Source organism: Stenotrophomonas sp. YJH_SMC_65 (genome assembly GCF_059369475.1).
On record NZ_JCAFSR010000007.1, the window covers coordinates 267,590 to 288,518 of the forward strand.

The window sequence follows — 20,929 nt, forward strand, 5'->3', positions numbered from 1 at the left end:
TTCAACGCTGCTACTTCTTCGTGGCCAGCACGATCACCCCGGCCAGCACCAGGCCGATGCCGCTCCACTCCCGCAGGCTGGGCCGCTCGCCCAGCAGAAGATAGGCCAGCACGATCACCAGCACCACGCTGAACTTGTCTACCACGGCCACCTTGGCCAGCTCACCGCTCTGTAGTGCGCGGAAGTAGAACAGCCACGACGCACCGGTGGCCAGCGCCGACAGCACCAGGAACAGCTGGGTGCACCCCGGCAGCAGCAACGGGTTGGATCATTTGCCGGTGACCACCACCAGCGGCAGGATCACCGCCGCCACCACCAGGGTACGGATGGCCATGGCCAGGTCCGGGTCGACACCCTTGACGCCGACATTGGCGAACAGCGCGGTCAGCGCTGCGAACACGGCGGACAGTCCAGCCCAGAGCAACCATTGCGGTACGTTCTGCACGAAGCCCTCGCTTGCCGCAACCGATGAGCGTGCGCCAACGCTACTCCACCCTGCCATCGGTGGGGCTTCACCTGCCCATCACCGCCGCTACAATGGGACGGAATCGCCAGGGGGGCGATCTGCAGGGAATGCGCCATGCTTGAACAGGACACCACCCTCGCCCAAACCGGGCCGTCGGCCCTTGACCGGGCCCACCTGTCGTGCGCCGCACGGCTGCCGCTCCCCTTCCCCTTCGTTTCGCAGCAACCTGCCCGTTCCGCGCGGCAGGTTCCTCATTGCCTGCCCTGACCGGAGCCGTCGAAATGTCCGAGAACACCCTCCTTGCCACGCCGGCCGCTACCGCGCCGATCAAGTACCTCGACCGCGCCATGGCCACGCTGCGCAGCCTGGGCCTGGCCGCTCCCCAGGACAACAACGCTCCGGCCATCGCGCTGGTCTCGCAGCTGTCCACCCTTGACCAGGGCCGCGTGGTGGCCATTGCCCGCGTGCTGCAGCAGTCCGGGCATTTCAATGCCGTGATGCGTGATGAAATCAGCTCGGCCAAGGTGTCCGACCGCTATACCGAGATCATCCGCGCCTTCGACAGCATCCGTGACGATGCCAGCACCATGGTCGAGCAGGTGCGCGACGGCAGGATCGACATGGGCGAGCGCCTGCAGAACCTGTGGATGAAGGTCACCCGCGGCGACATCCCGAGCCGGTTCGAGAAGATCCGCCGCACATTCCTGGAAGTCAGCCGCGATTCGGCCGAGCAGCTGCAGCGCGAGTCGCGCGTGCTGGAGATGTACGGCGACTTCCGCCTGTCGATCAAGGATGCCGAGATCCAGGCCCATGAGCTGTTGAAGCTGCAGGAGCAGGCGCTGGCCGATGCCCGCGAGGCGCTGAAGCAGGCGCAGCAGCGCGTGGAGTCGACCGATCCGGCCGCCGATGCTGCCGACACCGGCCGCCTGGTCATGGCCCGCGACGAGGCCCTGCGCAACAACCAGGCCGAGGAGTCGCGCTACCAGCTGGCCAAGGACCTGGCCGAGAACCTGCAGGTGAACTACGCCACCTCCGAGGCGATCATGCTGCGCGTGCACCAGTCGCACGAGATCAAGCGCCGCGTCAACGAGCGCTCGGTGGTGTTCTTCTCCACCAATGAAACCAGCTTCACCGCCTTGAACCTGGCCTTCACCACGCAGATGGGCCTGCACGAGTCCACGCAGGCGCTCAATGCGATGACCGAGGGCACCTCCAAGGGCCTGGAAGCGGTGGCCAACATTGGCGATGACGTGCTGCACGAGGGCCTGAAGGCCGGCTACGGCGCCACCATCGGCGTCGATTCGGTGCGCAAGCTGGTCGATGCGGTGGTGCGCTTCCAGGAGACCTCGCTGCAGGAGATCGAGCAGCTGCGCGGCCAGGCGACCCGCGACTCGGCCGAGATCGCCGAGTATGTCGAACAGGGCAAGCAGCGCTTCGCCGCCCTGCTGCAGGCGCCGCCGAGCCCGGAGCCGCGCTGAGGTGAGTGCGACGATGGCCCCTGCCGAGCTGCAGGATGCGCTGCTGACCATGGATGTGGTCGACCAGCTGCGCTACCGCAACGCCGAAATGAAGGCGCTGGCCGACAGCGGCCACGACAAGGCGACGCTGAAGCAGCGCCTGCTTGAGCTGTACCGCTCGCAGGGTATCGAGGTCTCCGACGAGATCCTTGAGGCCGGCATCCAGGCCCAGCGCGAGCAGCGCTACCTCTACACCGCGCCGCGTGGCTGGAAGGCGTGGCTGGCGCGGCGCTGGATTGATCGGGCCCGCCTGTTGAAGTGGGCGCTGCTGGCGGCCTTCCTGCTGCTGGTGCTCGGCATGCTGCTGTTCATGGCGCGCAGCTTCGGAGCGTTCGTGCACGAGAGCAACGTGCAGAAGAACGTGCAGGTGCTGAACGACAGGGTGGCCGCGCAGCAACAGGAGGCTGCTGCAGCGCGCGCCCTGCTGGCCGCACAGGAACAGGCCCTGCAGGGGCTGCTGCCACGTGCCACCGCCAGCGGTGGGCGCCTGCAGCCACTGGCCGAAGGCGCACAGGCCGCGCTGGCCGAAGCACAGCGGCGCTTCGCCGGGGTTCCCGCCGCACTGGCCGCACAGCCGACCCTGGTGCGCAAGGACAAGCTCACCCGGCTCAGCAGTGGTGGCAGTGCCACCGGCGAGCAGGCGGCCGCGCAGGTTGAGCAGCATCGGCAGGCCGCCGCGCAGCTGCTGGCGAATGCCAGGGAAACCCTGCCGCCGCTGACCGAGCGGGTGAACATGCTCGGCCAGGCGATCGAGGCCAGCGAGCTGCTGGATACCACCAACGCCGCTGCAAAGGCGGCACGCCTCGCGCCGGATGCAGAGCAGGCGCGCGCACGCGCCTACACCGGCGGCGACGTGGCACTGCGCGCGGGCGACATCGCCGCGGCCGGCCAGGCGGTAGCGACCCTGAAGGAGCTGATCGGCAGCGCCGACACGCTGGCCGCGCTCAACGAGCGGTTGGCCCAGCTCAAGGCCGACGGCCTCGCCACCGGTGTCGCCGGCGAAGACCGCAAGCGCTTCGAACGTGCGCTGGAGCAGGCCGCCCGCCTGATCCGGGTCGAGACGCTGGCCGAAGCCGGGCCGGCCCTGGACGAGGTCAGCCAGCTGGTGGGGCTGCTGTCGCAGACCCTGGTCTACCGCATCGTCAACCGTGACGATGAACGCACCGGCGTCTGGCGCTACAACGAGAAGGCCAATGGTGGCCGCAACTACTATCTGGTGACCGAAGCGCTGGACGAGGCCGGCAATGCTGCCGAACTGCCGATCCGCAACGAGGAAACCGGCAAGGAGGAACGGGTCTCGGTGTTTGCCGTACGCGTGCCCGAGGCCACCTACAACCGCGTTGCCGCCGACAAGCAGGACAACGGCATCATCGAAGACGACCAGATCGGCAGCAAGCCGCGCGGCAGCCTGTCGCCGCGGTTCCGCATGCCCGCCACCGGTGGCTACATCACCCAATGGTGATGGGTAAGGAACTGACATGAGAGACCTGAACGACGCGATTGCCGATGTCGAAACCGATATCGGCCAGGTGCAGGCACAACTGGCCGCGCGTGGCGACCAGTGCCGGGAGCTGATCAAGGAACAGGAAGCGCTGCACGGGCGGGTCCGCGACGACTTCAACGCCCTGGCGCGCCTGCAGGCCGAGGCCGCAAACAATGCGCCGCCGATGCTGGCCCGGGACCTGCTGCAGCAGTCCAGCGCCGATCTGCAGCGCCGTGACCGCAAAGCGGCGGTGCTGGACGACGAACTGCAGGCGCTGCTGGACATCGAGCAGTCGTTGCAGCAGCGGTCGCAGGAGGCCGTTGCCGCACGCGACGCCGCCGGCGGACGCTGGCAGGCCCTGCAGGACCAGGTGGACACCACGCTGGAAGCGGAACCTACCTACAGGGCGCTGCAGGACGACCTGCAGCTGGCCGTGGCGCGTGCCGACACGGTCGAGCGCATGGCTTCCTCTGCCCAATCGGAGCATGACGCCAAGGCCGGCGCCTATCAGGCCGACCCGATCTTCATGTACCTGCACCGGCGCAGCTACGGCAGCACGGCCTACCGCGGCTGGCCACTGGTGCGCACCGTCGACGGCTGGCTGGCCGAACTGTGCGGCTTTGACCGTGCCCGTCGCGAGTACGCCACGCTGGTCGAGCTTCCGCCCTATCTGCAGGAACATGCCCGACGCGCCCGCGACGACGTGGAGGCGGCCCGCCAACCGGTACAGCAGGCCCGCGATGCCGCCCTCGCCCGCGCCGGTGGCGACCCGCTGCGCCAGCAGCTGCAGACGGCACAGGGCGCAGTAGCGCAGGCGCTGCTGGCCGAGCAGCTGCATCGTCAGACCGTGGATGCCAAGCAGGCACAGATCGACGGCTTCCGCAGTTGGACCGATGCCGAAGGCAGCGCCCTGCTCACCGCGCTGGCGCGCACGCTGTCGGCCAAGAGCATGGACGACCTGTACCGGCGCGTGGCCGCCACCGCCTCCGGCGAGGACGATGCCGTGCTCGAGCGCATCCATCGCAGTCGCCTGCGCCTGGGCGAGATCGATGGGATGGTAGGCGAGCACACCCGCGAAATGGCCGTGCTGAAAAAGCGCCTGGACAGCCTGCAGGCGGCGCGGAGGAGCTACCAGGCGGCAGCAGACATCGAGCGCCAGGCCTACGAGGCGCCGAGCTACCGGGCCGCCGCGCCGGCCACCGTCGCCGCATCCTTCTTCAGCACCACCAGCAGCCGAAGCACCACCCGCTCCTCTGGCGGCCTGTTCGACCTGCTTTCGGGCGGTTCCAGCAGTTCCGGCTCGGGTTCGAGCTCCAGTTCGAGCTCCAGCTCCAGCTCCAGTTCCAGCGGCAGCAGCTTCCACAGCGGCGGTGGTATCAGCGGCGGCGGTGACTTCAAGACCGGCGGCGGGTTCTAGCCCGGCAACGGCCGGGTGCGCCGCTTCAGCCGCGCATCCAGCAACCCCACGCCCAGCAGCACCAGGCTGGTCAGCCATCCGGCGGCCAGCAGGTGCATCCAGGGCAACACCAGGCCCAGCATCAGTAGTGCGGCGGCGCCCAGCAGGTGCGAGCGCGGCGCGCGCCCATAGACCACGTGCTTGTACAGGGCACTGCCCAGCAGATAGATCAGCGGGCCCGCCACCATCACCGTGGCGTACACCGTGGTGACGGCCGCCGCCGGATGGTCCATGACCAGATCGTTGCCCACCGCGGTGGCGATGATGCCGGCGATCAGCAGGGCATGCACGTAATGGAAATTGGCGCCCATCCGGCCCGGGTCTTCGGCGTGGGTGATGGCCTCTGTGGCATCGCGGCTGGAGATGCCGAAGTACAGCCACCACATGGCAATCGTGCCAGCGAAGGTGGCCAGCACCGCCGAGATCACCTGCAGGCTCCAGTGCTCGACATCGCTTAGCACGCCCCCGGTGGCCAGCAACGTCTCGCCCAGTGCGACGATGACGAACAGCTGGCAGCGTTCGGCCAGGTGACCGCCCTCGATGGTCCAGTCGCGGGTGTGCGACCGGCCCATGCCCGGGAACGCGAAGCCGAACATCGGCGAGATGTATTCGCAGGCCGCCGCCATCGCCCACAGTGCCAGCCGCAGGTGGCCCTCGGCCGCCGCGCCGGCCAGCCAGAAGCAGGCCGACACGCTGACCCAGGCCAGCATGCGGCGGAAGTTCGGCGCCAACGTATGGTTGCGGCCGACTTCCAGCAGCACGAACGCGGTGCGTCCGACCTGCATCGTGGCGTACGCCCCGGCGAAGATCCACGCACGATCGGCGAACGCCTCGGGAATGGACGAGGACATCAACAACGCCAGCAGCATGGTGGCGAACATCAGGCCCCGGATGCGCGGCGCCTCCGGGTCGAACCAGTTGCTGACCCAGCACGCGTACTGCCAGCCGAGCCAGACCGCGAACCACAGCACCAGGGTCTGCAGCACGCCGGCCAGATCCAGGTGGTGCAGCAGATGGTGGCTGAGCTGGGTGACCGCGAACACGTAGACCAGGTCGAAGAACAGTTCTTCGTAGGTCACGCGGGCATGATGGCCATCGCGGTGGCGCAGCGCGGGCAGGCGCAGTCGGGTACTCATGGAACTCCTTCAGCGCGCCAGGCGCCAGTACAGGAAACCGGCCAGCAGCGCCGGCACGGCGAATACCAGCAACAGGATCGGCAGCTCCTCGCGTACCGCGTAGCCGGCCTTGCTGACCCCTACCCACATGTTGGCCACGGCCACCAGCAGCCAGGTGGCGATGAAGGCGATCAGTGCCGTGGGCAGCTGCGAGGTGCCCGTGCTCCAGAGATGGCCAAACAGCACGAATACCCCCAGCAGCAGTACGCCACCCAGCATCACCATGAGCACGTGCATGGTCCACCTCCTTGAGCCTGGTAGCAGGCTAGCCCCGGCCGATTCTGCGCTCCAGCCCGTGGAGGTGGATTCACAATCCATGGCCAGCGAACAATCCCTGGGCAGGCTGCGGCGCACCTTATCGCAGCCATGAATTATTCGCGAAACGGTCCGCCCGGCCCGCGTGGTAGTTTCATCCGACCCTGCCCAGACACCTCTCCGCCATGCGCCTTTGCCTGACGACCCTTGCCCTGACTGCCACACTTGCCTTTGATGTGACTGCCGCCGACGCACCGCTGCCGCAGCTGCAGGCCTACACCGTGGACGCCTCGTGGCTACAGCCGATGGCACCGCTGCAGATTGCCGACCACACCTGGCAGATCGGCACCGAGGACCTGACCGCGCTGCTGGTGCAGACCGCCGACGGTGCGGTACTGCTCGACGGCGGCATGCCGCAGATGGCCGGTCACCTGCTGGACAACATGAAGGCACGCGGGGTGGCAGCACAGGATCTACGGCTGATCCTGCTCAGCCACGCACACGCCGACCATGCCGGGCCAGTGGCGGAGCTGAAGCGCCGTACCGGCGCCAGCGTAGCGGCCAACGCCGAATCGGCCGTGCTGCTGGCGCGCGGTGGCAGCAACGACCTGCACTTTGGCGACAGCATCACCTTTCCGCCGGCCAGCGCCGACCGCATCATCATGGATGGCGAAGGGGTCACCGTAGGCGGCATCGCGTTCAACGCGCACTTCATGCCGGGGCACACCCCAGGCAGCACCGCCTGGACCTGGACCGATACCCGCGATGGCCAGCCGGTGCGCATCGCCTACGCCGACAGCCTGAGTGCGCCGGGCTACCAGCTGCAGGGCAACGCCCGTTATCCCCGCCTGGTCGAGGACTACCGGCGCAGCTTCACTACGGTGCGCGGCCTGCCCTGCGACCTGCTGCTGACGCCGCATCCGGGCGCCAGCAACTGGAACTATGCCGCGGGTGCAGAGGCCGGAGCCAACGCCCTGACCTGCAAGGCCTACGCGGATGCGGCCGAGAAGAAGTTCGACGCACAGCTGGCCAAGGAAACAGCCACGGCACGCTGATCCTGTAGAGCCGAGCCCATGCTCGGCTTGCCGGCCAAACACAGCCGAGCATAGGCTCAGCCCTACACAAGACGCGTCGAAGGGTGCCGGTCAGGACGACCGGCACCCGCCTTCCATCAGCCACCCTGCCCGTGCTGGGCAAACGGCTCGGTGCTGCCGTCGGTCCGCACCAGCTCGACGGTGTACGACTGCACGTAACCATCCGGCATTTCCATGCCCGGCGAACCGGCCGGCATGCCGGGCAGCACCAGCCCGCGTGCGGCCGGGCGTTCGGCCAGCAGGCGCTTGATGTCCTCGGCCGGGATGTGGCCTTCGACCACATAACCGCCGATCTCGGCGGTATGGCAGGAGGCCTTGCCGACCGGCACGCCCAGGCGGACCTTGATCGGATTCATGTCATCGGTATCGCGCACGTCCACCTGGAAGCCCGCGGCCTTCAGATGGTCGACCCAGATACCGCAACAGCCACAGCTGGCGGTCTTGTGCACGATGGCCACCGGCAGGGCCGGATCGACCTTGGCCGGGCTGGCCTGGATCGGTGCCACCGGAGCCTTGCTGGCGACCGGTGCGGCGGCGGATTCTTCGGCGGCACGTGCACAGGCGGTGGTGGCCAGCACGGTGCCCAGCAGCAGGCCGAGGGAGAGAGAACGGTTCATTGAGTGATTCCTTTGCTGAGGCGGGCAACGCGGCCCGCCGCCCGCGCATCGAAGGCGCAGGCAGAGGCGAGAAAGAGTCGAACAGTCATGGCAGGCGCTCGAGCGCCTGCAGGACATCACAGGATGGGGGGACGCAACGGGTCCGGCATCGGCGGCGATGCGCGTTGCTGGGAACGGGCAGCTACAGGCGCCTCACGCCACGGCGAGGCGGGCGTTCCACTCAACGTGGCCAGCATGCCAAGGCAGGCTGGCGGGCATTCGCACTCACCGCTCTGGCAGGCCGCCCGGGCCGCATCATCGCAGCAGCCGGCTGCCGCCAGCGCAGCCGCGTGCGGTGCAGCGCAGTGATCCTGGTTGGCCGACCCGCCGTACGAAGACGAGCCAAGCGCCAGCGCCGGTGCATTCAGCACCAGGGCAACGAGCAGCATCCATCGCAGCAGCAGGCCAGGCAGGTTCACCCGCCGATGATAGCCGATGCGCGTCACGCAATCGCCGCCGCCATCGCCCGCATCCGCACCGGGATCGACTTCGCTGCGGGTGTGCCGCTGATCCGGTCGTAGTAGTCCAGCGGCAGCAACGGGTTCAGTTCCGGGTAGTAACCGGCCAGCGCGCCGCGCGGCATCGGGTAGTCCAGCACCGTCAGGCCCTCGATGCGGCGCTGCACGCCATCGCCGCTGATCGTCTCCAGGCTGACCAGCGCTTCCTTCTCCAGCCCGCGCGCCAGCCGGTCCTCGATATTCATGAACAGCACCATGCGATCGTTGTACACGCCGCGATAGCGATCGTTGTAGCTGTAGATGGTGGTGTTGTACTGATCATGCGAGCGTACCGTGGCCAACCGCAGCATGTCCGGATCGTGCAGCGGATCGTCCACGTCCAGGCCGGGCATCACCAGGATGTTGGCCTTGCCATTGGGCGTGGGCCACACCCGGCGGCGCGGCGGAATGTCCAGATGGAAACCGTGTGGCTGCTGGATGCGCTCGTTGAAGCCGGTGTAGATCTCCGGATACACCGCGGCAATCAGCTCGCGGATGGGCGCGTAGTCGTGCATGCAGCCGGCCCAGTCAACCCTGCTGTCCGGCAGCGTGGCCAGTGCCATCCGGCAGACGATCTCTACCTCGGGCAACACCTCGGCACTGACCGGCTCCAGTACCCCGCGCGACGCGGTTACATTCGACATCGCGTCTTCGATGGTGACGAACTGCTCGCCGGCCGGCGTAACGATGCGTTCCGAGCGCGCCACCACCGGCAGGATCAGTGCATCGCGGCCATGGACCAGGTGCCCGCGGTTGAGCTTGGTGGCAATGCCCACGGTGAGCTCCAGGCCACGCATTGCCTCATACGCACGCGGGGTATCGGGCACGGCATGGATGAAGTTGCCACCCAGGCCGATGAACACCTTGGCGCTGCCGTCCAGCATCGCCTCGATGGATTCGACCACGTGATGGCCGTGCTCACGCGGCGGGTCGAAACCGAACACCTGCTGCACGCGGTCCAGATAGGCCGGCTTGGGCTTCTCGTCGATGCCGACGGTGCGGTCGCCCTGCACATTGGAATGCCCACGGATCGGTCCGATGCCGGCGCCGGGCTTGCCGAAGTTGCCACGCAGCAACAGCAGGTTGGCGACCTGCTGCAGCAGGCGCGAGCCATACTGGTGCTGGGTCAGCCCCATGCCGTAGCAGATCACGGTGGCCTTGGAACGGATGTAGATCTCCGCACAGCGGCGGATCTGCGCCTGCGAAATGCCAGACACCTGCACGATCTGGTCCCAGTCCTGCGCCATCACGTCCTCGCGCAGCGCCTCCAGGCCCACCGTGTGTTCCGACAGGAAATCATGGTCGAGCACGCGCTCGCCCTGTGCCTCACGCTCGAACATCACCTTCATCATGCCCTTGATCAGGGCCAGGTCGCCGCCGATGCGGATATGCACGAACTCGCTGGTGATCTCGGTCGAACCGAACGTGGCCATCTGCACCACGTCCTGCGGCTCGGCGAAGCGGATCAGCGCACGCTCGGGCATCGGATTGACCGCCACGATCGGGATGCCGCGTTTACGCGCCTCGACCAGGTTGCTCATCATCCGCGGTGAATTGGTACCGGTGTTCTGGCCGATCACGAAGATCGCCTCGGCATGCTCGAAATCCTGCAGCACGATGGTGCCCTTGCCCACCCCGATGGCCGGCGGCAGGCCACGGCTGGTCGGCTCGTGGCACATGTTCGAGCAGTCCGGGAAATTATTGGTGCCGAACTCGCGCACGAAGATCGAATACAGGAACGCGGCTTCATTGGGCGTGCGGCCGGAGGTGTAGAACTCGGCCTGGTGCGGGCTGTCCAGCGCCTGCAGGTGGCGGCCGATCAGCGCGAAGGCATCGTCCCAGCTGCACGGCACGTAGTGGTCGGTGGCTGCGTCGTAGCGCATCGGCTCGGTCAGCCGGCCCTGCATCTCCAGCCAGTAGTCGGTCTGCGCCATCAGTTCGGTCACGGTGTACCGGGCGAACAGTTCGCGGCCGGCGCGGAACTGGGTGGCTTCCCAGGCCAGTGCCTTCGCGCCGTTCTCGCAGAACTCCAGCTTCTTGCGTTCGTCGGCATCGGGGAACGCGCAGCTGGGGCACTTGAAGCCACCGGGCTGGTTCATCGCCAGCAATGCCTTCGATCCCTTGCCGATCACACTCTGCTGCAGCAGCACCTTGGCCGTGGCGCCGGCGGCACCCCAGCCTCCGGCGGGCTGGTTGTAGGGCTTGTAACGCGGCGGTTTCTGCTCGGACATGTTCGGGAACCTGGCAGTAGGAACGCAACAACGAACGGCACAACGCGGTCCGGCGGTGCATTCAGTGGCACGACCAGCCGCACAGTCAAGCACGGCCCACGGCGCTTCGCCAGAGGGCACAGGCTGATTTCAGCACAACCTGCCATGGCAACGGTTACAGCCGCGTCTGCGCGCGACCACTGCGCTATCCTCGAAACCGCAGGCGGTGGCCCGCCCGCGTTTCTCCCTTGTCCGGACGCGCTGCATGCCTGATTCGATCCCGCCGCACACCCCGCCTGCCGGCACCGCCCAACGCCCGTTGCAGCGCTGGCGCGGCGGCACGCAACAGCAGCAGGTCGACGTGGTGGCCGAGGAAGTGCCGGTGGCGCTGCGCTACAACGATGCCGCCTTTGCCGTGATGATGGCCACACCCTGTGATCTGGAGGACTTCGCACTCGGATTTTCGCTCAGCGAAGGCCTGATCAGCGCGCCCTCGCAGCTGCTGTCGATCGATATCCACCCACAGCTGGAAGGCATCGAGCTGCAGATGACCGTGGACGAGGCTGCGCCCGGCGCAAACCTCGACCCCGACAAGGGACGCCTGCTGCCCGGCCGTGGTGGCTGTGGCCTGTGCGGCACGCGCCAGCTGGAAGAAGTGCTGCGCCCACTGCCGCAGATCCGCGAACGCCGCAGCTATTCCGCCACCGCCCTGCAGCGGGCGTTGGCCAGCCTGGCGCAGCACCAGCCGATGAATGCGGCAAGCGGCTCGATCCATGCCGCGGCCTGGGCCGACGCCAGTGGGCGCATCGGCTGGGTACGCGAGGACGTCGGCCGCCACAATGCACTGGACAAGCTGATCGGCGCCCTGCACCACAACGAACACGCCATCGAAGGCGGCCTGCTGGTGATTTCCAGCCGGGCCAGCTACGAGATGGTGAGCAAGGCAGTGCGCGCCGGCGCCAGCGTGCTGGCGGCAGTGTCCGCGCCGACCGCGCTGGCGATCGATCTGGCCCGCAGCGCCGGCCTGTGCCTGGTCGGGTTCGCGCGGGCAAGCGGGTTCAATGTGTATACCCATCCGGAGCGGCTGCAGGCGCACGACGGCCACGCCCGCTGAGGATGGCCGGGAGCACTGCGTCCCCCGGCCCGGTACGCCTCAGCGCAGCGCGACCTTCGGGAAGTCCACCGGCACGTCGAACGCCACGTTGACGTAGTTGGTGAACAGGTTGAGCGCCACATGCGCGAGGATCTCGACGACCTGCTCATCATCGAAGCCGGCCGCGCGCAGCGCCTGCACGTCGCCGTCGGCGATCTGCGCACGCTGCTCGACCACCTTCAACGCGAAGTCGAGCGCCGCCGCAGTGGCCGGGTCGCTGGACTGGCCGATCTGCGCGGCAGCCATCTGCTCACCGCTGGCGCCGGCCTTGCGGCCCAATGCCGTGTGCGCGGCCAGGCAGTACTCGCAGGCGTTGCGGTTGGCGATGGCCACGGCGATCTGCTCGCCCAGCAGCGGCGACAGGCGACCGCCGCCCAGCGCGCCGAACGAACCCCACATGCTCTGCAGGGCAGCCGGCGAGTTGGCCACGGCGCGGAACATGGCCGGGGTGGCACCGAAGGCAGCGTGGACCTGGCCCAGCAGGGCCTGGCGGTCGGCGGTGGTGTTGGCGGCATCGATCAGGGGGACACGGGACATGGTGGATCTCCTTGGGAAAGCGCCCGGGATTGGACGACCCGCTCATCCTAGGTAGACTCCCTGGACGCAACATCCTCAATTCGCCACATATGTTGTCCATACGTCCATGCGCATGCGCACCGCCACCCCTGCGCCAGATCGACTCTCCTCGCTGCTGGAACGCTTCCGGGTGCAGGCGGCGCTGTTCCACAGTGGCCCGCTGTGCGGGCAGCATGTCTTCGAGCCGCAGCCCGGTCGTGCGTTCCTGCACATCCTGCGCCAGGGTGAGATGGAAGTCCGTCATCTTGGGGGCGATAGCGCGCTGCCCCGCTTGAAGATCGATACACCCAGCCTCCTGCTGTATCCGCAGCCGCTGCACCATGTGTTCTTCAACGCTCCGCTGGACGGCCCGGATTTCACCTGTGCCACGCTGGATTTCGATGGTGGCGCGCGCAATCCGATCGTGCAGTCGCTTCCACCGGTGATGGTGGTGCCGCTGGCCGCGATCACCGAACTGGATGACACCCTGCAGCTGCTGTTCGCCGAAGCCGATCGCCAGCGCTGCGGGTCACGGCTGCTGACCAACCGCCTGTTCGAGGTGGCGCTGATCCAGATCCTGCGCTGGGTGGTCGACCACCCGGATGCAGCCGGCGTCAGCCACGGGTTGATGCGGGGGCTGTCCGATGCGCGGCTGGCACGCACGCTGGTGGCGATGCACCAGGCACCGCAGGACGAATGGACGCTGCCGCGCATGGCCGCGACCGCCGGCATGTCGCGCAGCGCGTTCGCGGCCGTGTTCAAGGACGTGATGCAGGCAACGCCAGCCAGCTACCTGCTGGACTGGCGGCTGAGCCTGGCCTGCGCGCAGCTGCGGGCCGGCGTGGCGGCCAAGCAGGTGGCGATCGAGGTGGGGTTTGCCGATACCGCATCGTTGTCGAAGGCGTTCCGCAAGCGGCTGGGGGCTTCGCCGAGGGCGTGGCTGGCCGCGGGCGCCGCGCAGGCTGGGTAAAGGCGAGGGGGTAGAGTCGACCGCTGGTCGACTATCGCGCGACGCGCGGGATTTTCGTTGTCCGACCGAAGGGCAGTCGACTAACGATCGACTCTACCGATGCGGCATTTTCGTGATCTGACCGAAGAGCAGCCGACCAGCGGTCGGCTCTACCACGGGCGATGTCGGCGCGCCGGCTGCCCGCTCAACTGGACGTTCCATCGGGCTTCGCCAGCAGCCCGGCGATCCGTTCGGCCACCTGGGCGCGCACGCTTTCATCCAGCTGCCCCTCGTACATCGCCTCGTAGATCCACAGGCCGTCGGCGGCCAGCCGTGCCACGAAATTGTCGAGCGCGGCCGGGTCGCTCTGCCCGGCCGACGGCGGCAGCGGCGCCCAACGCCGTACCGCCGGGCCCCACGGGCGCTCATCGGCGTCCGGGTCGGCCGATTCGAGCATGAACATCAGCTCGGCACGGGTAGCGCTCTGCGCCGAGACGCGCACGAAGGTCTGGTAACGCTCCAGCGCCGAGGCTTCGTCTGCACGCTTGCCCAGCAGCGTTTCCATCGACGTCTCCCAGGCCTGCACCAGGTGCTCGTCGATGCCGCGCAGCAGCGCCTCGCGCGAGGGGAAGTGGTACAGCAGGCCGCCGCGGGTCAGCTTGGCCTCGGCCGCCACCGACTCGAAGGTCACTGCGCGCACGCCATCACGATTGATCACGTTGACGGCGGCGTCGAGGATGCGGTCGCGCTTGCTGGTTCTCATCGCGTCATTTTACGCGATCGGCCGCACCCACGCGGCCGCCGACGCGCCCGCGCAGCAGGCGCGCGATGATCGAAGCGCCCAGCGCCAGCACCACCGTGATCACCAGCAGCACGATCTGGTAGCCGCGGTCATACGCGGCCGTGGCCAGTGCGAACCACTCGCCCTGCCCGCTTTCACGTGCCACGTGCAGCGCCTGGGTGAAGCCTTCCCGTGCAAGCGCGGGCATGTCGGCCGAGACCGGCAGGAATGCGCCATACACCGCCGCGCTCAAGCTGCCCAGCATCGCCACCGCCAGCAGGCCACCGAACTCGTAGGACACCTCTTCCACCGACGAGGCCATGCCCGCACGGTGCGCCGGTACGTTGTTGAGGATGGCGGTGGACGCCACCGAGATGGCCGAACCCATGCCGAAGCCGGTGATCGCCATGCCGGCGACCACCCAACCGAGGCCGTGCGGGAAGCCGAATGCCACCACGCCGACACCCAGCGCACCTGCGGCCAGGCCGCCACAGATCAGCGGGCGCAGGCCCACCCGGTGCAGGATGCTGCCGCCCAGCAGCGCACTGGGCAGGCTGCCCAGCGCGGCCACCGACACCAGCAGGCCCGCCTGCAGCGGAGAAAAGCCCGCCACCAGCTGGAAGCGCTGGGTAGTGACCAGCTGCAGGCCGGCCATCGCAAACAGGGTGAACACCGCCGACAGCGTGCCGGCCAGGAACGCCGGATTGCGGAAGATCGCGAAGTCCAGCAGCGGGTGCGGCAGCTGCTGCTGGCGGCGCGCGAACGCCGCACCACTGATGGCGGCCAGCAGCAGCGCGCCTGCACCCAGCGCATACGACGGCGGCGTAGCGATCAGTGACTTGATCGCCAGCACCAGGCCGGACAGTGCAGCCAGAGCCAGCAGCGACGAAACCAGGTCCCACGGTCGCGAGGGGTCGCGCTGGCCTTCCGGTGCCAGCAGCAGCGTGGCCACGAACGCGACCACGACCACCGGCACGTTGATCAGGAACACCGAGCCCCACCAGAAATGCTGCAGCAGCCAGCCACCAATGATCGGGCCAAGTGCCGCACCGACGATCGCCACCGAACCCCAGATCGCGATGGCGATGTTGCGTTCGCGCGCTTCGTGGAAGCTCAGGCCGATCAGCGCCAGCGTGGCCGGCATCATCGCGGCCGCGCCGACCGCCAGCAAGGCGCGCGCGGCAATCAGCTGCCCTGCGGTGTCGGCGAACGCCGCTGCCAACGATGCCACGCCGAACACCACCAGGCCGATCAGGAACATGCGGCGGTGGCCGATGCGGTCGCCCAGCGTACCCGCGCCCAGCAGCAGGCCGGCCATCACCAGCGGATAGGCGTTGATGATCCACAGCGCCTGGCCGGCACTGGCCGAGAGTTCTTCGGTCAGCGTGGGCAGGGCGGTGTAGAGCACGGAGTTGTCGAGCGTGACCATCAGCAGGCCGGCGGCAACGGTGAACAGCAGTGCCCAGCGACGGGCACGCGACAGGGCCGGAGCACCGGCCAAGGGCTGGGACAAAGCCATGGGAGAACCTGATGGGGGTGGATTACGATCATAACTATACAGGATGTCCTGTATAGTTATGAAGGCGGCGACAGCGGCTCAGATTGCGGTCCGGGCAATGTTCATGTTGCCGTGCCCCTCATGCCGGGTCTTGGCTGGTGTCCGGGATCATCACCGGCAGTCTTCCGGCAGCGCAGCAATCGCCGCTACCACCGCCGCCTGCATGCCCTGCCCCACGGCCATGTCCAGCTCCCCGCCCGTTGCCCCGTGCTGGCGCCGCAGCTCGTCCTCGCACAGGCCGCGCACCTGCGCGCGGGCATTCGCGCGCAGGCTGCTGCACCGCCAGTCGGTGCCACCCAGCGGCAGCACCGAATACACCACGCTGTTGCAGGCGTTGCCAGCGCGCTGCTGCAACGACCGTCCACCAAAGTCCCGGGGTTCACTGCTGCGCTGCGGGTCGAAGTAGCTGTCCGGGAAGGTGCGCGCGTACTGTTCGATGTCCAACGCCATGCTGCGCCCACCGGCCAACGGCATCTGCAGCGGCTGCCCGCACCGCGTCGCATCGGCGCGATGCTGGATGTACTGGTAGATCGGCCGGTCCAGCGATGGATCCTGCTGGGTCACCGCGCTGACTCCCGCCAGCACCGGCAGCGATGCACGATTGGCCATGCGCGCCAGCAGCCCCGCCTGCGCTGGCTGGCAGCGGTCGCGCACTGTTGCCGCAAGCAGGAACAGCACGTCGTTGCGGAACGCGTGGTCGTCACCCAAACGCTGTTCGATGCGCTGGCTGGCGTCGGACGCCGGTGCTGGAAACGCGACCACCGGCGGCGCGGTGGGTGCGCGCTGCCGCTGCCACCACACCAGCAGCACGACTGCGCTCACCAGCACCCCGGCAGCCAGGATCCAGCGCATGCGCATCAGTCGTGGATCGCCGTCAGCGTGGCCGCTGCGGCATCGTAGGAAGCGCTGGCAATGTCCGCATCGAAGCGCTTCACCTGCAGGCGGCCAGCCAACCGGTACGGGTCCCAAAGATCGCCCAGCGCGATCGGCGTGGCCAGGGTCACATGGATGATCTGGTTCGGTGGCGGCGGCGGCACGTGGATGCACGCACCGTAGAACGGCACGAACAGCAGCTCATCGACCAGCCCGGCATCATTGGTGCCCAGCGGTACCACGTAGCCATCCAGATCCACCGCGCGACCGTCGACAGCGTCGACCACGCGCGAAGAGCCGAACTGCTTGGCGCGATCCGGGCTGGAATGGTCGATTTCCTGCCCCGGTGGCGTGCCCGAGCCGGTGTCGTCGATCAGTCCGCCCACCCCGTCCATGCCATTGCGTGACAAGCCGATCTGCGGGGGCGGGCGCTGATAGGTCACTTCGTCCGGCCGCAGCGCGTCCCAGCGGTCGATAGGCGTTTCGGGCGCGGCGGAGGGCAACGGCTTGTCGCGCGGCGTGGCCACCACGGCATCACCGCCCGGTGACGTGCAGCCTGCCAACCAGACGCATCCAAGCAGCAACACAGCGCTACGGTTCATAGGGCCTCAGCTGGGCATCGCGCATGGTGTAGGCGGAACCGGCCAGATCATCATCCAGCCGCTCGTCACGCAGGGTGCCGGCCAGGAAGAACGGCGAGTACATGTCCGGCATGGCGATCGGGCGCGGCAGCACCACGTGCACGATCTGGTTCGGTGGCGGCGGTGGTACGTGGATGCAGGCGCCGTAGTACGGCACGAACAGGAATTCGGTCAGGCGCCCGTCCTGCGCAGTGGCCAGCGGCACCACGTAGCCGGGCAGGCGCACCGGACGCTGCAGCACCGTATCCACGGTACGGAACGTGCCGAATTGCGGCATGCGCCGGTTGCCGTTGTGCTCCACCTCCGGGCCCTCTCCGCGCTCCAGCGCGGCCAGCTCGTCCTTGGGCATCATCTGCAACCAGTCCAGTTCCTGCTCCGCCGCATCCGCAGCGCCAGCGTGGTCGACAACCGGCGGAGGTGGCAACGCCTGCACACCGGTATCCACCGGCCGCTCGCAGGCTGCCAGCGCCAGTACCATCGGCAATGACAGCATCCAGCGCATGCTCAGCCTCCCGGCGACAGGCCATCGGCCAAGGTGCGCCGGTAGGCCAGCAACGCCGGCACCAGCCCGGCCACCGCGCTGATCGCCAACACACCCGCCACCCAGGCCAGCTCGCGGCCATCCGGCCAGACATGGGTGATGGACAGGCCGAAGGTGGCCAGGGCCCAGCCGCGTCCGGCCATGCTGGCGGCCACCAGCAGCGCCAACGCCAGCACGCAGGCCACGGCACTGGTCGCCACCGCTTCCACTACCAGCAGGCCGGCGATGTAACCCGGCCGCGCGCCGGTCGCACGCAGGATCGCCATCTCGCGCCGCCGCTGCTGCAGCGTCGAGACCAGCAACGCCACCAGCGAGACCATGCCCAGCAACACCACCAACGCGCTGATCAGCTGCAGGGCGCGCTCGGCCGTGCCCAGCGACTGCCACAGCTGCTGCAGCGTCACCCCGGGCAGGATCGCCAGCATCGCCTCTTCGGGATACTCGTTGATCCTGCGCTGCACCGAAAAGGTGGCGATGCGGGAGTTCAGGCCGAGCATGAAAGCGGTGATGCTGGTCGGGGTCAGATCGAGGTGGCGCGCCTGCTCGGCACTGACGCTCTGGCTGCGCGGCTGCACACCCGAGCGCCAGTCGACGTGGATGGCCTCGATCGCCGGCAGCGAGACCAGCAGCGACGAATCCACCGGCGTGCCGCTGCGCTGCAGGATGCCGGAGACCCGGAACGGCTTGTCGGCATGCGTGGCCAGCGTCACCGCGCCGGTGCCGTGCGCCAGCACGATCTCGTCGCCGAGGCCGACCTTCTGCGCGCGTGCCACCTCCGCGCCGATCACCGCGTCATACAGATCATCAAAGGGCCGCCCCTGTGCAAAGGCAAGCGCATGACCGGAACCATAACGATAGTGTTCAAAGTAGCCGCCAGTGGTACCCACTACCCGGTAGCCGCGCCAGGAATCGCCCAGCGACAGCGGCACCGCCCACTTCACCTGCGGCATTGCGGACTGCGCCTGGTAGGACTGCCAGGACACGTTGTTGGTGGGGTCACCGATATGGAACACCGCGTACAGCAGCAGGTTCACCGGCCCCGAACGCGCACCGACAATCAGGTCCGTACCCGACACCGTGCTGGCGAAGCCTTCGTGCGCCTGCGTGCGCACACGCTCGACACCCAGCAACAGCACCACGCTGAGGGAGATGACCAGCACGGTCAGGCCCACGCTCAACGCGCGGCTGCGCAGGCTGGCCCAGGCAAGCTCAAGCATGGTCGGCACCTGCCTGGTTGATCTCGGACAAGGCGATCGTGCGGTCGAACAACGACTGCAGGCTGTCGTCATGGCTGACCACCAGCACCGTGGTGCCGGCCGCCTCGCATTGCGCCGACATCAGCTTCAGGAACGCGGTCGCCGCGTCGCGGTCGAGCGCCGAGGTCGGCTCATCAGCCAGCAGCAACGCCGGGCGGCCGATCAGCGCGCGTGCCGCCGCCACGCGTTGTTGCTGGCCGACGCTGAGCGTGCCGGCGCGGCGCTGCATCAGCCCGGGGTCCAGCTGCAGGGCCTGCAGCAGTCGCGCGATCTCGGCATTCAACGGCCCGCTGATGCGCGCACTGCGCAGGCGCGAGAAGCGCAGGCCCAGTGCGATGTTGTCGCGCACGCTGAGAAACGGCAGCAGGTTGAACTGCTGGAAGATCACGCCCAGGTGGTCGGCGCGGAAGCGATCCCGCGCGGCACCACGCATCGCCTGCAGCGCGTGGCCGGCGACCTGGATGCGGCCGTTGCCGGGCAGCAGCACGCCCGCCAGCAGGCCCAGCAGCGTGCTCTTGCCACCGCCACTGATTCCGCGCAGCAGCACGCTGCTGCCCTGCTCGATCCATAGCCGCGGCACGTCCAGCACCAGCCGCCGGCCATAGCCGAACTGCACGCCATCCAGCACGATCACCGGTCGCATGCTCACGGTGCCAGCACCACGCGCAGATTGTCCGCAGTCAACACGCTGCGGTTCTGGCCATGGGCGGTGGTGCTGTTGACGATCACTTCGTGCAGGCCCGGGAATACTGCGGGCAGGCGCACGACGATGGCCCGCAACCCGGCAGGCTTGGTGCACTGGTACCGCAGGGTTGCGCTGAACCCTGCGTGGCGATGCTGACCGGGCGGCGGCGCGGCAGCCATCGCACCGAAGCCCTCGGCCCTGGCATCGTTCGCGATAAGGCGGCAGCCCGCGGCGGTGGGCAAGGTGACCCAGCTGCCGCCCTGCAGCAGCGCAGTCGCACGCGCCAGCGCGGCCTGCTCGGTTGCATTGGCCGGCGGCCGCTCGAAATCAAGGATGCCGATGCCGGGCGCCTGCAGGGCGAATTCCAGCGTCTGCTGGTCAAGCGCAAGATCAACGGTGGCCTGGCCGTGTACGTGCGCACCGGGCTGGCGGACATCATGGGCCTGTGCAGCGCTGGCAGCCAGCAGCAGGAAAAGAGCAGCAGAACGCTTCATGGGAGAGGCTCCAATTGTTACTATGTAACATTATGGACCACATCCCCACGACGCCTGCAAGGGCCCTGGCCCAGCCGCCAGCTTCGGCACGCTGGCACCCCCGCTTCGATCTAGCCGGGGCCTGGCTGTCCCTGGCCTGCGCCGCCCATTGCATCGCCCTGCCCCTGCTGTTGGCCTTCGTGCCGGCAGCGATGATGGCGCTGCGCTCGTTCCAGCACCCCGGCCATGGCGCGATGACGTTTCTGCTGATGATGTCGCGCTGGGAATGGCTGTTTGCGCTGCTGGCCTCGTCGCTGGCCTTGGCGAGCACTTCGGCCGGGGTTCACCGGCATGGGCGCTGGCGACCTGCAAGGCTGGCCTGCGTCGGCGCCCTCCTGCTGTTGCCGGCCTCGCTATACCTGCCGCTGAAGGAATCACTGCTCTGGCATGGCGTGGCGACAGCTGGTGGTGGCGTGCTGCTGGCATGCGCGCACATCGGCAACCGGCGCGCGCTGCACAACCGCCGGTAGTGCCGGCCGCTGGCCGGCAGCTGCGGGATCCCGGCAGCCGGCCAGCGGCCGGCTCTACCCCTCCATGCATGGGCCACGCATCAGGTGATACACAGCTGGTAGTGCCGGCCGCTGGCCGGCAGCCC

20 protein-coding genes and 1 pseudogene are annotated in these 20,929 nt (G+C 68.1%); 7 read left to right on the forward strand and 14 right to left on the reverse strand.

The features are described from left to right. Window positions 1-10 precede the first annotated feature (10 nt). Window positions 11-445: pseudogene (locus AC5P7A_RS15345) on the reverse strand (EamA family transporter). Window positions 446-747: 302 nt separating this feature from the next. On the opposite strand from AC5P7A_RS15345, the gene AC5P7A_RS15350 reads away from it, so the two are divergent. From AC5P7A_RS15350 to AC5P7A_RS15360, 3 genes are read left to right on the forward strand one after another with little or no spacing between them, the layout of a single operon-like run. After that, window positions 748-1,944, forward strand: coding sequence for a cell surface protein (locus AC5P7A_RS15350; RefSeq protein ID WP_241886888.1), 1,197 nt, complete (start codon window positions 748-750; stop codon window positions 1,942-1,944). A 13-nt stretch (window positions 1,945-1,957) separates the two neighbouring features. After that, window positions 1,958-3,445 carry a DUF6384 family protein gene (locus tag AC5P7A_RS15355; protein WP_495220298.1) on the forward strand — a complete coding sequence of 496 codons (1,488 nt, stop codon included), beginning with the start codon at window positions 1,958-1,960 and terminating at the stop codon, window positions 3,443-3,445. Between the two features lie 16 nt (window positions 3,446-3,461). After that, window positions 3,462-4,883: a coiled-coil domain-containing protein gene (locus tag AC5P7A_RS15360; RefSeq protein WP_495220299.1), complete on the forward strand. Its 1,422-nt coding sequence runs from the start codon at window positions 3,462-3,464 to the stop codon at window positions 4,881-4,883. Here the strand turns inward: AC5P7A_RS15360 and AC5P7A_RS15365 are convergent. Together AC5P7A_RS15365 and AC5P7A_RS15370 are read right to left on the reverse strand one after the other, a co-directional pair. Then, window positions 4,880-6,058, reverse strand: a complete 1,179-nt coding sequence (locus AC5P7A_RS15365; protein WP_046430856.1) for a low temperature requirement protein A — start codon at window positions 6,056-6,058, stop codon at window positions 4,880-4,882. The genes AC5P7A_RS15360 and AC5P7A_RS15365 overlap by 4 nt on opposite strands. Window positions 6,059-6,067: 9 nt before the next feature. Continuing rightward, on the reverse strand, window positions 6,068-6,334 hold the full coding sequence (locus AC5P7A_RS15370; RefSeq protein ID WP_014647303.1) for a hypothetical protein: 267 nt from the start codon (window positions 6,332-6,334) through the stop codon (window positions 6,068-6,070). Between the two features lie 203 nt (window positions 6,335-6,537). Between AC5P7A_RS15370 and blaL1 the strand changes: the two genes are divergently transcribed. Beyond that, on the forward strand, window positions 6,538-7,407 hold the full coding sequence (blaL1, locus tag AC5P7A_RS15375) for a L1 family subclass B3 metallo-beta-lactamase (RefSeq protein ID WP_495220300.1): 870 nt from the start codon (window positions 6,538-6,540) through the stop codon (window positions 7,405-7,407). A gap of 116 nt (window positions 7,408-7,523) precedes the next feature. On the opposite strand, the gene AC5P7A_RS15380 is transcribed toward blaL1, so the two are convergent. Next, a complete protein-coding gene (locus AC5P7A_RS15380; protein ID WP_014647305.1) occupies window positions 7,524-8,063 on the reverse strand; it encodes a DUF411 domain-containing protein in 540 nt (179 codons plus the stop codon). A 481-nt stretch (window positions 8,064-8,544) separates the two neighbouring features. Further along, window positions 8,545-10,830, reverse strand: a complete 2,286-nt coding sequence (locus AC5P7A_RS15385; RefSeq protein ID WP_495220301.1) for an FdhF/YdeP family oxidoreductase — start codon at window positions 10,828-10,830, stop codon at window positions 8,545-8,547. A 244-nt stretch (window positions 10,831-11,074) separates the two neighbouring features. Between AC5P7A_RS15385 and fdhD the strand changes: the two genes are divergently transcribed. Continuing rightward, entirely contained in the window at window positions 11,075-11,923 is an 849-nt protein-coding gene (gene fdhD, locus AC5P7A_RS15390; RefSeq protein ID WP_164077889.1) for a formate dehydrogenase accessory sulfurtransferase FdhD, read from the forward strand. 39 nt (window positions 11,924-11,962) lie between these two features. Here the strand turns inward: fdhD and AC5P7A_RS15395 are convergent, their stop codons facing one another. Further along, window positions 11,963-12,499: a carboxymuconolactone decarboxylase family protein gene (locus AC5P7A_RS15395; RefSeq protein WP_046430864.1), complete on the reverse strand. Its 537-nt coding sequence runs from the start codon at window positions 12,497-12,499 to the stop codon at window positions 11,963-11,965. Window positions 12,500-12,605: 106 nt separating this feature from the next. Between AC5P7A_RS15395 and AC5P7A_RS15400 the strand changes: the two genes are divergently transcribed. Further along, entirely contained in the window at window positions 12,606-13,487 is an 882-nt protein-coding gene (locus AC5P7A_RS15400) for an AraC family transcriptional regulator (protein WP_495220302.1), read from the forward strand. A gap of 184 nt (window positions 13,488-13,671) precedes the next feature. Here the strand turns inward: AC5P7A_RS15400 and AC5P7A_RS15405 are convergent, their stop codons facing one another. The 8 genes from AC5P7A_RS15405 to AC5P7A_RS15440 form a co-directional block, all read right to left on the reverse strand. After that, window positions 13,672-14,229, reverse strand: a complete 558-nt coding sequence (locus AC5P7A_RS15405; RefSeq protein ID WP_049420776.1) for a TetR/AcrR family transcriptional regulator — start codon at window positions 14,227-14,229, stop codon at window positions 13,672-13,674. Window positions 14,230-14,233: 4 nt separating this feature from the next. Continuing rightward, entirely contained in the window at window positions 14,234-15,766 is a 1,533-nt protein-coding gene (locus AC5P7A_RS15410) for an MFS transporter (protein WP_495220303.1), read from the reverse strand. 150 nt (window positions 15,767-15,916) lie between these two features. Then, the gene (locus AC5P7A_RS15415; protein WP_495220304.1) at window positions 15,917-16,663 is read right to left on the reverse strand and encodes a hypothetical protein; all 747 of its coding nucleotides are present in this window, start codon (window positions 16,661-16,663) and stop codon (window positions 15,917-15,919) included. Next, window positions 16,663-17,280, reverse strand: coding sequence for a DUF3299 domain-containing protein (locus tag AC5P7A_RS15420; protein ID WP_046430871.1), 618 nt, complete (start codon window positions 17,278-17,280; stop codon window positions 16,663-16,665). Before AC5P7A_RS15420 ends, AC5P7A_RS15415 begins: the two co-directional genes overlap by 1 nt. After that, a complete protein-coding gene (locus AC5P7A_RS15425) occupies window positions 17,270-17,821 on the reverse strand; it encodes a DUF3299 domain-containing protein (RefSeq protein ID WP_164077886.1) in 552 nt (183 codons plus the stop codon). The genes AC5P7A_RS15420 and AC5P7A_RS15425 overlap by 11 nt, the downstream gene beginning before the upstream one ends. 2 nt (window positions 17,822-17,823) lie before the next feature. Next, entirely contained in the window at window positions 17,824-19,077 is a 1,254-nt protein-coding gene (locus AC5P7A_RS15430; protein WP_495220305.1) for an ABC transporter permease, read from the reverse strand. Further along, a complete protein-coding gene (locus AC5P7A_RS15435; RefSeq protein WP_481452613.1) occupies window positions 19,070-19,765 on the reverse strand; it encodes an ABC transporter ATP-binding protein in 696 nt (231 codons plus the stop codon). The genes AC5P7A_RS15430 and AC5P7A_RS15435 overlap by 8 nt, the downstream gene beginning before the upstream one ends. Then, the gene (locus tag AC5P7A_RS15440; protein ID WP_495220306.1) at window positions 19,762-20,295 is read right to left on the reverse strand and encodes a ZrgA family zinc uptake protein; all 534 of its coding nucleotides are present in this window, start codon (window positions 20,293-20,295) and stop codon (window positions 19,762-19,764) included. Before AC5P7A_RS15440 ends, AC5P7A_RS15435 begins: the two co-directional genes overlap by 4 nt. Before the next feature lie 32 nt (window positions 20,296-20,327). Between AC5P7A_RS15440 and AC5P7A_RS15445 the strand changes: the two genes are divergently transcribed. After that, a complete protein-coding gene (locus AC5P7A_RS15445; RefSeq protein ID WP_197604682.1) occupies window positions 20,328-20,804 on the forward strand; it encodes a MerC domain-containing protein in 477 nt (158 codons plus the stop codon). The last annotated feature ends 125 nt before the right edge of the window (window positions 20,805-20,929 follow it).

What these genes read in the sequence shown, in the direction of transcription:
- AC5P7A_RS15440 (WP_495220306.1), bottom strand. Translation starts at nt 20,295, where the DNA reads ATGAAGCGTTCTGCTGCTCTTTTCCTGCTGCTGGCTGCCAGCGCTGCA.
- AC5P7A_RS15370 (WP_014647303.1), bottom strand. Translation starts at nt 6,334, where the DNA reads ATGCACGTGCTCATGGTGATGCTGGGTGGCGTACTGCTGCTGGGGGTA.
- AC5P7A_RS15405 (WP_049420776.1), bottom strand. Translation starts at nt 14,229, where the DNA reads ATGAGAACCAGCAAGCGCGACCGCATCCTCGACGCCGCCGTCAACGTG.
- AC5P7A_RS15410 (WP_495220303.1), bottom strand. Translation starts at nt 15,766, where the DNA reads ATGGCTTTGTCCCAGCCCTTGGCCGGTGCTCCGGCCCTGTCGCGTGCC.
- AC5P7A_RS15400 (WP_495220302.1), top strand. Translation starts at nt 12,606, where the DNA reads ATGCGCATGCGCACCGCCACCCCTGCGCCAGATCGACTCTCCTCGCTG.
- AC5P7A_RS15350 (WP_241886888.1), top strand. Translation starts at nt 748, where the DNA reads ATGTCCGAGAACACCCTCCTTGCCACGCCGGCCGCTACCGCGCCGATC.
- AC5P7A_RS15385 (WP_495220301.1), bottom strand. Translation starts at nt 10,830, where the DNA reads ATGTCCGAGCAGAAACCGCCGCGTTACAAGCCCTACAACCAGCCCGCC.
- AC5P7A_RS15420 (WP_046430871.1), bottom strand. Translation starts at nt 17,280, where the DNA reads ATGAACCGTAGCGCTGTGTTGCTGCTTGGATGCGTCTGGTTGGCAGGC.
- AC5P7A_RS15425 (WP_164077886.1), bottom strand. Translation starts at nt 17,821, where the DNA reads ATGCGCTGGATGCTGTCATTGCCGATGGTACTGGCGCTGGCAGCCTGC.
- blaL1 (WP_495220300.1), top strand. Translation starts at nt 6,538, where the DNA reads ATGCGCCTTTGCCTGACGACCCTTGCCCTGACTGCCACACTTGCCTTT.
- AC5P7A_RS15415 (WP_495220304.1), bottom strand. Translation starts at nt 16,663, where the DNA reads ATGCGCATGCGCTGGATCCTGGCTGCCGGGGTGCTGGTGAGCGCAGTC.
- AC5P7A_RS15380 (WP_014647305.1), bottom strand. Translation starts at nt 8,063, where the DNA reads ATGAACCGTTCTCTCTCCCTCGGCCTGCTGCTGGGCACCGTGCTGGCC.
- AC5P7A_RS15395 (WP_046430864.1), bottom strand. Translation starts at nt 12,499, where the DNA reads ATGTCCCGTGTCCCCCTGATCGATGCCGCCAACACCACCGCCGACCGC.
- AC5P7A_RS15360 (WP_495220299.1), top strand. Translation starts at nt 3,462, where the DNA reads ATGAGAGACCTGAACGACGCGATTGCCGATGTCGAAACCGATATCGGC.
- AC5P7A_RS15355 (WP_495220298.1), top strand. Translation starts at nt 1,958, where the DNA reads ATGGCCCCTGCCGAGCTGCAGGATGCGCTGCTGACCATGGATGTGGTC.
- AC5P7A_RS15445 (WP_197604682.1), top strand. Translation starts at nt 20,328, where the DNA reads ATGGACCACATCCCCACGACGCCTGCAAGGGCCCTGGCCCAGCCGCCA.
- AC5P7A_RS15430 (WP_495220305.1), bottom strand. Translation starts at nt 19,077, where the DNA reads ATGCTTGAGCTTGCCTGGGCCAGCCTGCGCAGCCGCGCGTTGAGCGTG.
- fdhD (WP_164077889.1), top strand. Translation starts at nt 11,075, where the DNA reads ATGCCTGATTCGATCCCGCCGCACACCCCGCCTGCCGGCACCGCCCAA.
- AC5P7A_RS15365 (WP_046430856.1), bottom strand. Translation starts at nt 6,058, where the DNA reads ATGAGTACCCGACTGCGCCTGCCCGCGCTGCGCCACCGCGATGGCCAT.